The 13402-nt window shown below is 61.1% G+C and carries 16 protein-coding genes; 11 read left to right on the top strand and 5 right to left on the bottom strand.

Translation table 11 applies throughout. The annotated features are described in order from the left end of the window. The first annotated feature begins 7 nt into the window (after window positions 1-7). The 8 genes from TRM7557_RS14495 to TRM7557_RS14460 all read left to right on the top strand — a co-directional run bounded on the left by TRM7557_RS14495 (window position 8) and on the right by TRM7557_RS14460 (window position 7720). Window positions 8-784 carry a Hint domain-containing protein gene (locus tag TRM7557_RS14495; protein ID WP_058290937.1) on the top strand — a complete coding sequence of 259 codons (777 nt, stop codon included), beginning with the start codon at window positions 8-10 and terminating at the stop codon, window positions 782-784. 358 nt (window positions 785-1142) lie between these two features. Next, window positions 1143-2663, top strand: coding sequence for an amidophosphoribosyltransferase (gene purF, locus TRM7557_RS14490; protein WP_058290936.1), 1521 nt, complete (start codon window positions 1143-1145; stop codon window positions 2661-2663). A 219-nt stretch (window positions 2664-2882) separates the two neighbouring features. Then, window positions 2883-3446 (top strand): DUF2199 domain-containing protein, encoded by a 564-nt coding sequence (locus tag TRM7557_RS14485; RefSeq protein ID WP_082626619.1) that lies wholly within the window; start codon window positions 2883-2885, stop codon window positions 3444-3446. 134 nt (window positions 3447-3580) lie between these two features. Continuing rightward, window positions 3581-3838 carry a hypothetical protein gene (locus TRM7557_RS14480; RefSeq protein ID WP_058290935.1) on the top strand — a complete coding sequence of 86 codons (258 nt, stop codon included), beginning with the start codon at window positions 3581-3583 and terminating at the stop codon, window positions 3836-3838. Window positions 3839-3912: 74 nt separating this feature from the next. Further along, a complete protein-coding gene (locus TRM7557_RS14475) occupies window positions 3913-4560 on the top strand; it encodes an SDR family NAD(P)-dependent oxidoreductase (RefSeq protein ID WP_058290934.1) in 648 nt (215 codons plus the stop codon). Window positions 4561-4852: 292 nt separating this feature from the next. Further along, a complete protein-coding gene (surE, locus tag TRM7557_RS14470) occupies window positions 4853-5635 on the top strand; it encodes a 5'/3'-nucleotidase SurE (RefSeq protein WP_058290933.1) in 783 nt (260 codons plus the stop codon). Continuing rightward, window positions 5632-6279, top strand: a complete 648-nt coding sequence (locus tag TRM7557_RS14465; RefSeq protein ID WP_058290932.1) for a protein-L-isoaspartate(D-aspartate) O-methyltransferase — start codon at window positions 5632-5634, stop codon at window positions 6277-6279. The genes surE and TRM7557_RS14465 overlap by 4 nt, the downstream gene beginning before the upstream one ends. A 163-nt stretch (window positions 6280-6442) precedes the next feature. After that, on the top strand, window positions 6443-7720 hold the full coding sequence (locus TRM7557_RS14460) for a peptidoglycan DD-metalloendopeptidase family protein (RefSeq protein WP_110590812.1): 1278 nt from the start codon (window positions 6443-6445) through the stop codon (window positions 7718-7720). 131 nt (window positions 7721-7851) lie between these two features. Here the strand turns inward: TRM7557_RS14460 and TRM7557_RS14455 are convergent, their stop codons facing one another. Next, the gene (locus TRM7557_RS14455; protein WP_058290931.1) at window positions 7852-8706 is read right to left on the bottom strand and encodes an ATP-binding protein; all 855 of its coding nucleotides are present in this window, start codon (window positions 8704-8706) and stop codon (window positions 7852-7854) included. Between the two features lie 165 nt (window positions 8707-8871). Here TRM7557_RS14455 and TRM7557_RS14450 point away from each other — a divergent pair, with 165 nt between their 5' ends. Then, complete coding sequence (locus TRM7557_RS14450; protein WP_058290930.1) at window positions 8872-9069, top strand: hypothetical protein; 198 nt, start codon at window positions 8872-8874, stop codon at window positions 9067-9069. 82 nt (window positions 9070-9151) lie between these two features. On the opposite strand, the gene tatC is transcribed toward TRM7557_RS14450, so the two are convergent. Genes tatC through tatA form a run of 3 tightly spaced genes read right to left on the bottom strand, consistent with a single transcriptional unit; the run spans window position 9152 to window position 10776 of the window. After that, complete coding sequence (gene tatC / locus TRM7557_RS14445) at window positions 9152-10039, bottom strand: twin-arginine translocase subunit TatC (RefSeq protein WP_058290929.1); 888 nt, start codon at window positions 10037-10039, stop codon at window positions 9152-9154. Beyond that, window positions 10036-10554 carry a Sec-independent protein translocase protein TatB gene (gene tatB, locus TRM7557_RS14440; protein ID WP_058290928.1) on the bottom strand — a complete coding sequence of 173 codons (519 nt, stop codon included), beginning with the start codon at window positions 10552-10554 and terminating at the stop codon, window positions 10036-10038. Before tatB ends, tatC begins: the two co-directional genes overlap by 4 nt. Before the next feature lie 6 nt (window positions 10555-10560). Then, on the bottom strand, window positions 10561-10776 hold the full coding sequence (tatA, locus tag TRM7557_RS14435) for a twin-arginine translocase TatA/TatE family subunit (RefSeq protein ID WP_058290927.1): 216 nt from the start codon (window positions 10774-10776) through the stop codon (window positions 10561-10563). A gap of 243 nt (window positions 10777-11019) precedes the next feature. Here tatA and TRM7557_RS14430 point away from each other — a divergent pair, with 243 nt between their 5' ends. Further along, window positions 11020-11328 carry an antibiotic biosynthesis monooxygenase family protein gene (locus TRM7557_RS14430; RefSeq protein ID WP_058290926.1) on the top strand — a complete coding sequence of 103 codons (309 nt, stop codon included), beginning with the start codon at window positions 11020-11022 and terminating at the stop codon, window positions 11326-11328. A gap of 53 nt (window positions 11329-11381) precedes the next feature. Continuing rightward, window positions 11382-12053 carry a helix-turn-helix transcriptional regulator gene (locus TRM7557_RS14425; RefSeq protein ID WP_058290925.1) on the top strand — a complete coding sequence of 224 codons (672 nt, stop codon included), beginning with the start codon at window positions 11382-11384 and terminating at the stop codon, window positions 12051-12053. 180 nt (window positions 12054-12233) lie between these two features. Here the strand turns inward: TRM7557_RS14425 and TRM7557_RS14420 are convergent, their stop codons facing one another. After that, on the bottom strand, window positions 12234-13340 hold the full coding sequence (locus tag TRM7557_RS14420; RefSeq protein WP_058290924.1) for an ABC transporter ATP-binding protein: 1107 nt from the start codon (window positions 13338-13340) through the stop codon (window positions 12234-12236). Window positions 13341-13402 lie beyond the last annotated feature (62 nt).

Below are 13402 nucleotides of genomic sequence, written 5' to 3'. Positions count from 1 at the left end.
CACGGACATGCTGCTGGATCACAAGACCGCCTTTAGCGACTACCAACCGGTTGACCTGCTGTTTGATTTCTCTGCTGCAAAACCGGCGACCGGCAAATCCATCCAGCGCCCTCAGAGCGGCGGCGTTCTGCCCGCAACCCTGATCGAGACCGACACTGGCTTCCGCCAGGCCCGCTCCCTGCGCCCCGGCGACATGGTTCAGACATTTGATGGTGGCCTGCGCGAAGTGCAGAACATCCGCCACTGCGTGCCCCGCCTGACCGCCATGGTCACCGTGCCTGTTGGGGCACTGGGCAATGACGCGGAACTGGAACTGCCCTCTGACACCCTCGTGGCACTGGACCTCGATACCGCAGATCGCCTGTTTGGCACCCCGGTGGTTCTGGCCAAGCTGATCTCGCTGGTGGGCTACAAAGGCATTACAACCACCCTGCCGCAATGCATGGCGCGCGTGCACATCGAACTGGAAGAAGAAGAACTGCTGTGGGCTGAAGGTGGCATGCTGGTCGACAGCCTCTGCGGCGACGACGACCGCTTCTACCCGATCCTGTCCTTGACCGAGACCCGCCAGCTGCTGGCCTCCGAGGAAAACCGCGCCCTTGCCCATGCTGGCGCAAAGGATCTGCTGGAAATCGCACTGGAGGCCGATATGGCGGCCGACACAGCCCATGAAGACGCGCTTCAGCGCAGCTTCACCCCATCCCTGCCCTCTGCCATGTCTTGGTCCGCGGATTGGCTGGCGTCCAGCGCACTGGATGTGCTGTTTGGCCGCCGCGCGGCGTAAATCCGGGCGCCATCACCAGTGATGGCGCTGCCGCTCCAATCTTTTGTGATCCTTTCGTGACATAAGCGCCAAGACCCCCTATGTGAGGGACGTCACACGCCACAGCGGATTCGGAGCCGACGCCAGTGTCGAAGCCTCTCTTTCCTATCTGGTCCGCGACAGCGGATCTGCCGAACAGACCCTTGCGCCGCGATGCGCAGGCTGTGACCCATGCTGTTGTCTCATTTTGCTATTCGGCTTCACGCCCCCGTGCCCCCCGCATGGGGGTGTCCGCGTTTTGTGGGACCGAATTTGGCACGACACCTATTTTTCTGCCCTGCCAACAGCAGCAACGCCACATAAGAATTGGAGCCTAGCCATGTGCGGGATTTTGGGGATCGCAAACCGGAACGACCACGTCTTTGCGGAACTATATGACGGGCTGTTGATGCTCCAGCACCGGGGTCAGGACGCGTCGGGCATTGTCACATATGACAACGACTTCTTCCGCGAGCGCAAGGCCAATGGCCTGGTCAAAGACGTCTTCGGTCCCAGCGATGCCGACACGCTGCGCGGTATGATGGGCATGGGCCATGTGCGCTACCCCACCGCGGGGTCGCTGTCGGCAGCCGAAGCGCAGCCGTTCTTTGTCAACGCGCCCTATGGCATCTATCTGGTGCACAACGGCAATATCACCAATACAGAGGAACAGCGCGAAAAGGTCACCGGCAAGTACAGCCGCCACTTGCGCACAACCTCTGATTCCGAGATCCTCCTGAACGTTCTGGCCGACAAAGTCGCCGACGCGATCAAGGTGAACGGCAATATGGACCCCGTCCGCAATATCTTTGCAGGCGTGAAAATGACGATGGAGCGTGTTCAGGGCGCCTATTCCGTGATCTGCATGATCGCCGGTGTTGGCATGCTGGCCTTCCGTGACCCCCATGGCATCCGGCCGCTGTCCGTTGCCAAACGGGATGAAGACGGTCAGGGCGATGACTACGCCTTTGCCTCGGAAGACGTGGCCTTCGGCATCAACGGCTTCCAGAAGCTGCGTGATGTGAAGCCGGGCGAAGCGCTTCTGGTGGATCTGGATGGCAACCTGCACGAATTCCAGGCCGTCGAAGGCAAGCTGACGCCCTGTATCTTTGAATACGTCTATCTGGCGCGTCCCGACAGCATGCTGGACGGCATTTCGGTCTATAAATCCCAGCTGCGCATGGGCCAGACACTAGCCAAACAGATTGCCGAACTGGATCTGGACATTGACGCGATCATCCCGGTCCCTGACAGCGCCCGCCCTGTGGCACTGGAGGTCTCGAATGCGACCGGCATCCGCTACCGCGAAGCACTGGTGAAGAACCGCTATGTGGGCCGGACCTTCATTATGCCGGGTCAGGAAGAACGTCAGAAATCGGTGCGCCGCAAACTGAACGCTGTCCCGCTCGAGATGAAAGACCGCAATATCCTGCTGATCGATGACTCCATCGTGCGCGGCAACACCATCAAAAAGATCGTAGAGATGTGCCGCGAAGCAGGTGCCAAGAAGGTCTATATTGCCTCTGCTTCTCCGCCGGTGAAATTCCCCAACGTTTATGGGATCGACATGCCGACCCGCCACGAGCTGGTTGCGCACGATCGCACCATCGCAGAGATTCGCGAAGAACTGGGCGTGGACGAGCTGATCTATCAGCGTCTTGAAGATCTGGTCTGGGCCGCGCAGGAAGGCAACCCAGAGATCAAAGAGTTCGATTGCTCTTGCTTTGATGGCAATTATGTTACCGGCAATATCACCGAAGACTATCTTGCCAATCTCGAAGGCAGCACCCGCGTCAGCAAGAAAATCAAGGACATGCCGACGCCCGGCTCCAGCTGGAACAGCGCGACCATGGCGAGCTGACCCCCGGCCTTTGCCGTCGCCTCAGGGGCTCCCGCGCCCCGCAGATGGCAGCTATGCGCGCAGAGGTTTGTAATTTGTCCTAAAGCCGCTTATGTAAGCGCAACACTTGGCCTTCGGGCCAGCCTGCGGCGCCGCCTTAAAAGGTCGGCGCCGTCTTCTTTGTGAACCCACCCGCCGACGCCTGACCGAAGACGCCCGCCCGACTGAAAGCAGACCATCTTGAACGCGCATTTCGCCCGTATGCTGAATTCCTCGCGCCAATGCCGCTGTTGCGGTGCGACCTTCGAACAGCTCCTCAGCCTGACCTGTGACCGCCCTGACATCTGCCCCGAAGACATGCCAGTGCAGGACAATGCGGCCGTTTTTGCCGCTGAAGGCGATGTGCTGACCGAAGACTTCTGCATCCTCGGAGAGTTGCGCTTTATTCGTGCGGTTCTGGCGATCCCGATCAATGAAGGCGGGGATTACGAATTTATCCTGGGCACTTGGGCCGGCATCGGCATCGCCGAATTCGACGCCTACCTCGATCTGTTCGAGCTGCGCGAAACAGAATCGATGGGCGCGAGCCCCGCATGGCTTTCGAACCAATTGCCGTTTGGCCCATTGGGGCCTGTGGCCTGTATGCTGCACCCGCGCCCCGATGGCGAATACCCGGAACTGCAGGTCGCAGAGGTCAACCACGATCTCGCCCGGATGCAGAACATTGGCGTCGATCTTGATGAGCTGTTGGGCATGCTGCAAGCCTATGGGCATGATCTGCCCTCGCTTGTGTACGACAGCTGATCCTGCACGCATCCCGCGAAACTAAGCAAAACTTGGCCGATCGACCGCCCCCCTACCGGTCGGTCGCTGTTTCCCGCCGCCCTTGCCTGCTAGGACGCCGCGTCCCTGTAATCAGTCTTAATTGGTGTTCTTCTATGGCTGCTGACACTCCTGAAAACGTGGCGCGCTTTGCCACGGAACCCGACATCCTGCACAGCAGACAGCTGGCGGTGATCGGTCTTTATGGGCCCGAAACAGATCTGCGCGCGATGGTGCGGATGCCGTCTGGGCGGATCAAACAGATCGCCCCCGGCAATCGGCTGGCCCATGGCGAGGTTGTGGCCATTGACCGCGAAGGTCTGCTGATCTTGCGACATGGCCAGACACAGCGTTTGCCCCTATTGGCCGACTAGGCCCAGACGGTGACCACGGCTGCGACCGCAACGCGCACTTGACCGCTGCGCCGCCTGCGGCGCAAATAGGGGCCATGACACAGAAAATTGCCCTGATCACCGGTGCCTCGCGCGGCTTGGGCGCGGCGCTTGCCGAAGCCCTCGCCCCCACCCACCATATTGTCGCCGTGGCCCGCACCACCGGCGCACTGGAAGAGCTCGACGATCGTATCAAAGCGGCCGGGGGATCTGCGACCCTTGCGCCGATGGACATCTGCGTGCCCGAAGCGATGGCCACCCTCTGCAGGGGCATCTATGACCGCTGGGGCCGCCTGGATCTCTGGGCCCACACTGCCATTCACGCCGCCCCCCTCAGCCCGGCGCAATTCGTGGCGCCAAAGGACTGGCAGAAATCAGTGGACATTAACGCCAGCGCGACCTCAGTGCTGATTTCCTATCTGGCGCCGCTTCTGGGGCAATCCGGACGCGCTGTGTTCTTTGAGGACCCCCGCGCAGGCGAAAAATTCTTTGGCGCTTATGGCGCCACAAAGGGCGCGCAGATGGCATTGGCGCGCAGCTGGCAGGCTGAAACCGAAGCCACCGGCCCCTCTGTGCAGATCCTGACCCCGCCGCCCATGCCAACTTCCCTGCGGGGCCGGTTTTTCCCCGGCGAAGATCGCGCCGCATTGACCAGCCCAACCGAGGCCGCCACCCGCCTCCTGCCACAAATCCTCGCCGCCTGACCCCCAGTGGGCACAGACACGGCCCGGGCACGCAGAACGGGCACGCGGCACAGACACTTCTTTTGGCCCAAAATACTCCGGGGTCTGGGGCAGCGCCCCAGTCCTTGCAACGCGCCGATAGCCTCGTTTTCAGACAACGCGCTCTGTCGGCAACACTGTTGCCATTTGGACAAGCCATCCCTCTTGCCCCCTTTCCCCCTGCCGCCTATGCAGAAGGAAACCTCCCGACACAGGCCATCTTCGCAAACGCGTAAATGGTGCATGCTTTCAGGGACAAACTCAGGGGCTTTCCATGCGCATTCTGGTCACAAACGACGACGGCATAAACGCATCCGGGCTCGCCGTGCTGGAACATATTGCGGCCACCCTCGCAGGCCCTGAGGGCGAAGTCTGGACTGTGGCGCCCGCCTTTGAACAATCCGGCGTCGGCCATTGCATCAGCTACGCGCATCCGTCAATGATTTCCGAGCTCGGCCCGCGCCGCTTTGCCGCCGAAGGCTCCCCTGCGGACTGTGTGCTGGCGGGCATCCACGTGATCTTAAAAAACAAGCGTCCCGATCTGGTGCTGTCGGGCGTGAACCGGGGCAACAACTCGGCGGAGAACGCCATGTATTCCGGCACGCTCGGTGGTGCTATGGAGGCCGCCCTACAAGATCTTCCGGCCATGGCCCTGTCCCAGTATTTTGGCCCCGCCAATAAAGACTTGGAAAACCCCTTCGAGGCCGCACAGGCTCATGGCGCAGAGGTGATCCGCAAAATCCTTGCGGCCACGCCAGCCCATACCGAAGGCTACCGCCTGTTTCATAACATCAATTTCCCGCCCGTCGCGGCGGCGGATGTGAAAGGCCTGCGGGCAGCCCCACAGGGTAAGCGCCCCAATACCTCCTTTTCGGCCGAAGAACAGATCTCGCCCAACGGGCGGCGCTATATGTGGATTCGTGGCGGCAACCAGCACGTGGCCTGTGCGCCCGGCACGGATGCAGCTGTGAACCTTAATGGCGATATCTCGGTGACGCCCATGCGCGCCGACCTCACGGATCAAGCGGCACTCGAGGCGATGAGAGGGCTCGAATGAACGCGCTCGATGCCGAAACAAAGATGCAGTTTCTCTTTGCCCTGCGATCGCGTGGGGTAACAGAAACCCGTGTGCTCGAGGCCATGGAAAGCATCGACCGCGGCGCGTTTCTGCGCGGCATCTTTGCCGAACGCGCCTATGAGGACGTGCCGCTGCCGATCTCCTGCGGGCAGACGATTTCGCAACCCTCGGTGGTTGGTCTGATGACCCAGGCGCTGCAGGTCAGCCCCCGTGACACGGTTCTGGAGGTGGGCACAGGCTCCGGCTATCAGGCGGCGGTTCTCGCCAGGATTGCGCGGCGTGTTTACACAATCGACCGGCATGCACGACTGGTGCAGGAAGCCCGTCAGGTGTTTGAACAGCTGAACCTCTCCAATATTACCTCCTTGGTGGGCGATGGCAGCTTTGGCATGCCGGATCAGGCCCCGTTTGACCGAATCATCGTCACCGCCGCGGCCGAAGATCCGCCCGGCCCGCTGCTCTCGCAACTCAAGGTTGGCGGCATTATGGTCGTCCCCGTAGGCCAATCCGATACAGTTCAGACGCTAATCCGCGTCCGCAAGAGCGAAAATGGGCTGGAATATGACGAATTGCGCCCTGTGCGCTTTGTTCCGCTGCTGGAAGGTCTTGGAAAAGAGACCTAACAGGCCTTATTTGGTAAACAGTTTACAAGGCCGGCCCGGACAGGACCCCGGACAGGCCCCCGGACAGAACAGAGCACGCGCCCCAGACGTGCCCGCCCGGGCCCCTCCCGATGCGCCCGCGCCACGTGGCCGCGCCGGGTTGACTTGTGAGGAGAGCATAAAGATGACCCACCAGATTTCCATCCAAACGCCTTCTGCTTTTGGCCCGCGCCAGTGTGGCAGCCTGTGTCGCAGCCTATGTCGCACCGTGGCCGTGTCTTCGCTGGCGGTGTTGGCCGCCTGTGCCGCACCGCTGGACTATGACCTGCGCGGTCAGATCGGCGCATTCAACACCACGCAGGCGGCTCAGACCGCGACCGAGCTGCGCCCGACGCCGGATGCGCGCGGGCTGATCACATATCCGTCTTATCAGGTGGCCGTGGCCCGCCGGGGCGACACGCTGGCCACTGTGGCAGAGCGCATTGGCCTGCCCGCCCCGGAGATCGCGCGCCTGAACGGTATCAAAGTTGACGACCCGCTGCGCAAGGGCGAGGTTCTGGTGCTGCCACGGCGAGCGCCGGACACAGCGCCGGGCGCGTCCAGCACGGGTGCGAACCCGGGCGGCGTTGATATCGCAGCCCTCGCAGGCCCGGCGATTGACAGTGCCTCGGCGTCTTCGCCCAACCCCGGCTCTGTCACCACGATCGAGCTGCAGGAAGGCCCGAAACCTGCGGTTGTGAAACCCGAGGTACAAGACGGGCCGGAGCCGATCCGTCACAAGGTCACCCGCGGCGAAACCGCCTATACGATCTCGCGCCTGTACCAGGTGCCGGTGAAATCGCTGTCCGAGTGGAACGGGCTTGGCTCTGACTTTGCGGTGCGCGAAGGCCAGCTTTTGCTGATCCCGGTCAAAGACCAGACTGCACCGAAACCGCAGCCCAAACCCGAAGTGATCCCTGCGGTGGCCGCGCCCGGGCAAGGCAGCGCCACGCCCGAACCGCCCAGTGCCTCAAAACCGCTGCCCAAGGAAGAGGTAGAGCCCGCCGCCACAACAGCCGCCAAACCGGCGCCGACAGTTGAGGTTGCCAAGCCCACCCGCAAAGCCGAAAGCGCAATGGGCTATCCGGTGAAGGGCAAAATCATTCGCGCCTATGCCAAAGGCAAAAACGATGGGATCGATATCTCGGGAGCGCCCGGAGCCCCAGTGCAGGCCGCAGAGTCAGGCACCGTGGCGGCCATCACCGAGGACAGCAATAAGATCCCGATCCTTGTGCTGCGCCACGACAACAACCTGCTGTCGGTCTATGCCAATGTCCAAGGCATCCGCGTGCGCAAGGGCGAACGGGTGGATCGTGGCCAGACCATTGCCAGCCTGCGTCAGGATGACAGCGGCGAGGCCTATGTGCATTTTGAAATCCGCGACGGTTTCGAAAGCGTCGATCCGCTGCCTTATCTGAACTGATCACAAACGGGCCTTGCGAGGCCCGTTTTCGCCTGCGGCGGGCGGGGCGCTCCCGCCGGTCTCGCTTGCATCAAAGATGCAATCTCTCCCGTTTGGGCCGGGCGCGCTGCGCGCGCGCGCCAGTTGACACCTTAGCGCAGTGCAATCCCGTGGCGCCCGGCGAGGTCGGTAAAGAATTGCCACGCCACGCGGCCAGACCGTGCGCCGCGCGTGGCCTGCCATTCAATCGCCTCGGCCCGCAGGGTGTCTTCGTCGATTTCGAGACCATGCGCATCACAGTAGCCGCGGATCATCGCCAGATAGGCGTCCTGGTTACAGGGGTGGAAGCCAAGCCAGAGGCCAAAGCGATCGGACAGCGACACCTTTTCCTCGACCGCTTCGGCCGGATTAATGGCGCAGGAGCGTTCATTTTCGATCATGTCGCGGGGCATCAGGTGACGTCGGTTCGAGGTCGCATAAAGCACCACATTGTCCGGGCGCCCCTCGATCCCGCCATCCAGAACGGCCTTCAGGCTTTTGTAATGCTGATCGTCATGGCTGAATGACAAGTCATCGCAGAACAGGATAAACCGGTAAGGCGCACCGCGCAGGTGGTTCATCAAGCGGCTGACCGAGGGCAGATCCTCGCGCTGCAGTTCCACCAGTTTCAGCTCCGGGTGATCCGCACTCAGCGTGCCGTGGATGGCCTTCACCAGCGACGATTTCCCCATCCCCCGCGCGCCCCACAACAGCGCATTATTGGCGGCAAAACCTTTGGCGAAACGCCGGGTGTTGTCCAAAAGCGTCTCGCGAGAGCGGTCAATCCCCACCAGCAGATCCAGATCCACCCGGTTGATCGCAGGCACCGGCTCTAGCCGGTCCGGGACGACATGCCAGACAAAGCCGGACGCGGCCTCAAAATCTGGTGCCCCACCCGGCGCGGGCGCCATACGTTCCAGGGCCTCGGCAATACGGGTCATAAGGGTCTGGTCGGCCTGCTGGCTCATCCGCTGTGTCTCCTGTGTTTTGCACTGACAAACCATGTTCCGCCGATTGGGGCAAGCCTGCTCCCGCGCCCCGCCCTCTTGCGTCGGGCGGTGCGGAATTGCCATGCTGGAACTTGGACCTACCTTAAAAAGCAGACCCACCTTCCACATCTTCTGGAGAAACAGATGCTCTACCCGATTGCTTCGCTCGATGCTGATAAGATTTCCGCCATTCAGGCGCTGGAAAAAGAACTCGGATCACCGATTGTTGCCCTGTCCGAAGTCGACACCGACAATGCGGAGCTGTCGGAAGAAAAACTGAAGAAACTTCAGAAGCTCGAGGAAGAATTGGATCTGGTCCTGTTGGCCGTGCGCCCCAGCTGAAGCTGCCCCTGAGACTGCGCCTGAGCGCCGCAAAAGAAAACGCCCCCAATTGGGGGCGTCTTTTTGTGTCTTTACCGGCGGCTTATTCGCCTTCGACTTCGTCGTCGTAGAAGCCCTCGGCCCGCAGCTTGGCTTCGCGCTTTTTCTCAACGCGGGCCACAAGGAAGATCGACACCTCATAGAGGCCATAGACCACGGTGAACAGGATCAGCTGGGTCACCACATCCGGCGGGGTGACCAGCGCGGCCAGCACCAGAATGCCCACCATCGCATATTTGCGCACGCCACCCAGACCTTCGGCGGTCACCAGTCCAGCCTTGCCCATCAGGGTCAGCAGCACCGGAAGCTGGAAGCACAGGCCAAAGGCCATGATGAATTTGAGCGTAATATCAAGGCTCTCGTTCACCTTGCCAAAGAAGGTGATTTTCACACCCTCTGCGGTTTCAGGCACCACCGCCACATCACCAGGCACCTCCTGCACGGCACCCTGCATCAGGTTGGCAAAGACAGAAGCCACATCCGCAAATCCCAGAAAGAACTGCATCGCCAGCGGGGTGACCACAAACTGCGCAAAGGCCGCACCCAGCAGAAACATAAAGGGCGAGGCAATCAGGAACGGCAGAAACGCGCCCTTCTCGCTTTTGTAGAGGCCCGGCGCCACAAACCGCCACAGCTGGTGACCAATCACCGGGAAGGACAGCGCAAAGCCAAACACCATAGAGATGCGGAACAGCGTAAACAGATATTCCTGCGGCGAGGTATACTGCAACGTCGGCGACGGATCACCAAGTGCGCGCAGGCTGGCTTCGATCGGTTGCAGCAGGAACTGCAAGATCGGCTCTGCCACGGTGAAGGCCAGGATAATACCTACAATAAAGGCAAGGACCGAGCGGATCAGCCGGGTGCGCAGCTCTGCCAGATGTTCAATCAGCGGCGCTGTGGAGTCTTCAATATCGTCGCTTTGGCTCATGTCGTGCTGTCATCCTTGGGCGGCGCCGGGGCTGCGGCCTCTGGCGCGGGCGCTTTGGTTGCGGCCAGCTCCGCCTCGTATTTCTCCGCCGTCTCCATCGCTTCCTGCGCTTCGCGCGCTTTGCGCTCTGCTGCGGCACGGGCTGTGGCTGCCTGGATTTTCTTGGCGTTCTCAGCGCGTTCCGCCGCCAGCTTGCCGGTCTCGCTTTCGGGATCAAACTTGGTCGGATCGACCGAATTCTTCACGTCCTGCGCGGCTTGCTTTACCCCATCAAAGGCAGCGCCCATGGGGTTGGAGGCCGTCTTGAACGCCTTTTGCATGTCGCTCATGCTGTCCTTCACGCCAGACTGGTCGGCGGCGTCCTCCATGGCGCGGGAAAATTCGCGCGCCATGCCCCGGGCGCGGCCGACAAAGCGGCCAACGTTCTGGAACAGCTTGGGCAGATCCTTGGGTCCGACGACGATCAGGGCAACAATGCCAATGACCATCAGCTCGGTCATGCCGAGATCGAACATAAGGAATTACGCCTTATCTTTTTCGGCTTCGGGTGTGACATCCTTGGCCGTGTCAGCCGCTTCTTCCTCGAGTTCCTTGGTGCTGTCATTCACGCCCTTCTTGAACGCGGTGATGCCTTTGCCCACTTCGCCCATCAAGGAGGAAATTTTGCCGCGACCAAACAGGACAAGCACCACAACGGCGATAAGAAGAAGACCCGGAAGACCAATATTGTTCAGCATGTTCTTTGCCTTTCTGCTGCGGACAGGGGCGCCTCTTGGCGGGGCCATGCCCGGAAATTCGTTTCTCTGCCTCAAGACATAGGGCCCGGTTGCGCCTTACGCCAAGCTTGGGTTGGCAAGGACGCGGGGAATCCACCAAGAAATCTGGCAGATTTCCATTTGCCTGAAAGCAACTGACAGGTTTGTGTCAGTTGCTCCTTGTTAAACCGGCCGCACTACAAACGTCAAACAAAGGAAAAGACGATGACAACCGCTGTAATTGAAATGGTGCGCTTTAAACTGAACGCCGGTGTGACGGCCGAGGACTATGTCGCGGCCTGTGCCAAGACCGATGCCTTCGTACAGGCGCAACCGGGCTTTCGCGCGCGCGCCCTATCGCTGGCTGAGGACGGCACTTGGACGGACTATGTCACCTGGGCGGATATGGACAGCGCGCTGGCGGCTGCCAAGGCCTTCCCGGAACATGAATGCGCACAGGCGCTTATGGGGATGATCGACAAGACCACATTGCAGATGTGGCACGAAACCAAGCTTTGGTCGGCAGCGGCGTAAGCCCTGCCAATGGCGGTTGACCCCGGCGGCGTGCCGCGCGAAAGCTAGGCCCCATGCGCCGCACTGACCGCCTTTTTGAAATCATCCAGATCCTGCGCGACGGCAAATTGCACCGCGCGCAGGACATCGCAGACCGGCTCGAGGTGTCGGTCCGCACGATTTACCGCGACATGGACACGCTCGTGGCCTCCGGCGTACCGGTCGAAGGGGAGCGCGGCGTTGGCTATATGGTCCGCGAGGCGATCACCCTCCCCCCGCTCACCCTGACCGTGGAAGAATTGGAGGCCCTGCATCTTGGCATGGCGATCGTGGGCGAGGCCGCAGATCTCGAACTGAAACAGGCGGCTCAGTCGCTGGCCTCAAAAGTGGATGCGGTTCTGCCGACCGAGACCATAAGCGAAGCGGAACAATGGAAATTCGCGGTCTACCCGTTTGCCAATGCGACACGCGGCTTTGCCCATATGCCGGTTCTGCGCGCGGCGATCAAAGCGCGCCAGAAGCTCCGCCTCAGCTATCGCAGGCTGGACGGCACGCTCACCAATCGGGTGATCCGACCGCTGCATATGGAGTATTGGGGACGGGTCTGGACGCTGACCGGCTGGTGCGAACTGCGCGAAGGGTTCCGGGTGTTCCGGGTCGATCTGATAGAGACCGCAGATCCCCTGCCCGAGCTCTTCGTGGAGGAACCCGGCAAACGGCTGCAGGATTATTCCCCCGAGACCTAAGCACAGGCCCGACGTGTTGCAGAACCGAGCCGCAGAGATGTTTCGCTTCGGGCTGCGCCCGAAGCGACCGGCGCCGCGCGCGCCCCTGCGGGGCGCGCGCGGCGCTATGCCCAACGGGAGGGCGCGCATTTTAATGCGGGCCCGACGGGCGGGAGTTCCTGCCTCGGCCCAGCGGTGCGGTTAGCGCGGAAAGACGAAACACCGGTTGCGCGGCACGGTCAGCCACATGGCCCGGCCTTCCGCAGGTAAGAATACATTTGGCACCGTTGCCTTGAGCACCGTGCCAAAGTCCATCTGGAATTCCACCAAGCTTTCATTGCCAAGGAACCGGGCTCGTTTTACCCGACCGCGCGCAGCAACGCCGTCTTTTGCGGTCGGCTCTGGTCCCCGACCGGCGCGATCAAAATCGATGCGGATATGCTGCGGCCGGAACACGATTTCGACCTCAGTGCCATCTTCCAGCCCCGGTGCAAAGAAATCGCCAAAAGGCGTCTGCGCCAGCGCACCGTTTACCGTGGCATGCAGAATGTTCACATCTGAAAAGAACGCCACCGCAGCCTTGTCGATCGGTCGGGTGTAAACATTATAGGGCGCGCCCTGCTGCACAATCTTGCCACCGCGCATCAGTGCGATTTCATCGCCCATACGCATGGCCTCTTCGGGTTCATGCGTCACAAGAACCACAGCCGCCTCTTCTTCTTTCAGAAGGCTCAGGGTTTCGTCCCGGATGCCGTCCCGCAGACGATTGTCGAGCCCGGAAAATGGCTCGTCCATCAGCATGATTTTAGGCCGGGGTGCAATCGCGCGCGCCAGGGCCACACGCTGCTGTTCGCCGCCGGACAGCTCGTGCGGGAAACTGTCAATGTGACGCGCCAACGACACGCGGGTCAGCAGTTCTTCGACGCGGGCGCGTTTCTCTGCGCGGCTGCCTTTCAGTCCAAAAGCCACATTGTCTGCGACACTCAAATGCGGAAACAGCGCAAAATCCTGAAACATCAGGCCAATCTCGCGCCGTTCGGGGGGCACCCGAAACACCGTGTCACAGATCAGCTTGCCGTCCACATAAATCTGGCCCGAATCCTGCATTTCGACGCCTGCGATCATCCGCAGGGTCGTGGATTTGCCACAGCCGGACGGGCCCAGAAGGCAGGTCACCTGCCCTTTCTGGACCTTCAACGACACATCATCCACCACCGGGCGGCCATCAAAAAAGCGGCGCAGATTGCGGATCTCCAGCCGGGGTTCGGGCAGTAGATCGGCAGCAGAAGAGGCGTGGAGCGTGGTCATAGGATCAACATCTGTTCAAAGGCGACACGGCCCAAAAACGGGCTCTGAGGCAGGCAGATAGC

Origin of the sequence: Tritonibacter multivorans (assembly GCF_001458415.1) — a bacterium.
Classification (GTDB): Bacteria; Pseudomonadota; Alphaproteobacteria; order Rhodobacterales; family Rhodobacteraceae; genus Epibacterium; species Epibacterium multivorans.
This window is presented reverse-complemented; position numbering and strand designations above follow the sequence as displayed.

What these genes read in the sequence shown, in the direction of transcription:
- TRM7557_RS14480 (WP_058290935.1), top strand. Translation starts at nt 3,581, where the DNA reads ATGGCTGCTGACACTCCTGAAAACGTGGCGCGCTTTGCCACGGAACCC.
- tatB (WP_058290928.1), bottom strand. Translation starts at nt 10,554, where the DNA reads ATGTTCGATCTCGGCATGACCGAGCTGATGGTCATTGGCATTGTTGCC.
- purF (WP_058290936.1), top strand. Translation starts at nt 1,143, where the DNA reads ATGTGCGGGATTTTGGGGATCGCAAACCGGAACGACCACGTCTTTGCG.
- TRM7557_RS14425 (WP_058290925.1), top strand. Translation starts at nt 11,382, where the DNA reads ATGCGCCGCACTGACCGCCTTTTTGAAATCATCCAGATCCTGCGCGAC.
- tatA (WP_058290927.1), bottom strand. Translation starts at nt 10,776, where the DNA reads ATGCTGAACAATATTGGTCTTCCGGGTCTTCTTCTTATCGCCGTTGTG.
- tatC (WP_058290929.1), bottom strand. Translation starts at nt 10,039, where the DNA reads ATGAGCCAAAGCGACGATATTGAAGACTCCACAGCGCCGCTGATTGAA.
- surE (WP_058290933.1), top strand. Translation starts at nt 4,853, where the DNA reads ATGCGCATTCTGGTCACAAACGACGACGGCATAAACGCATCCGGGCTC.
- TRM7557_RS14455 (WP_058290931.1), bottom strand. Translation starts at nt 8,706, where the DNA reads ATGAGCCAGCAGGCCGACCAGACCCTTATGACCCGTATTGCCGAGGCC.
- TRM7557_RS14495 (WP_058290937.1), top strand. Translation starts at nt 8, where the DNA reads ATGCTGCTGGATCACAAGACCGCCTTTAGCGACTACCAACCGGTTGAC.
- TRM7557_RS14475 (WP_058290934.1), top strand. Translation starts at nt 3,913, where the DNA reads ATGACACAGAAAATTGCCCTGATCACCGGTGCCTCGCGCGGCTTGGGC.
- TRM7557_RS14465 (WP_058290932.1), top strand. Translation starts at nt 5,632, where the DNA reads ATGAACGCGCTCGATGCCGAAACAAAGATGCAGTTTCTCTTTGCCCTG.
- TRM7557_RS14460 (WP_110590812.1), top strand. Translation starts at nt 6,443, where the DNA reads ATGACCCACCAGATTTCCATCCAAACGCCTTCTGCTTTTGGCCCGCGC.
- TRM7557_RS14450 (WP_058290930.1), top strand. Translation starts at nt 8,872, where the DNA reads ATGCTCTACCCGATTGCTTCGCTCGATGCTGATAAGATTTCCGCCATT.
- TRM7557_RS14430 (WP_058290926.1), top strand. Translation starts at nt 11,020, where the DNA reads ATGACAACCGCTGTAATTGAAATGGTGCGCTTTAAACTGAACGCCGGT.
- TRM7557_RS14420 (WP_058290924.1), bottom strand. Translation starts at nt 13,340, where the DNA reads ATGACCACGCTCCACGCCTCTTCTGCTGCCGATCTACTGCCCGAACCC.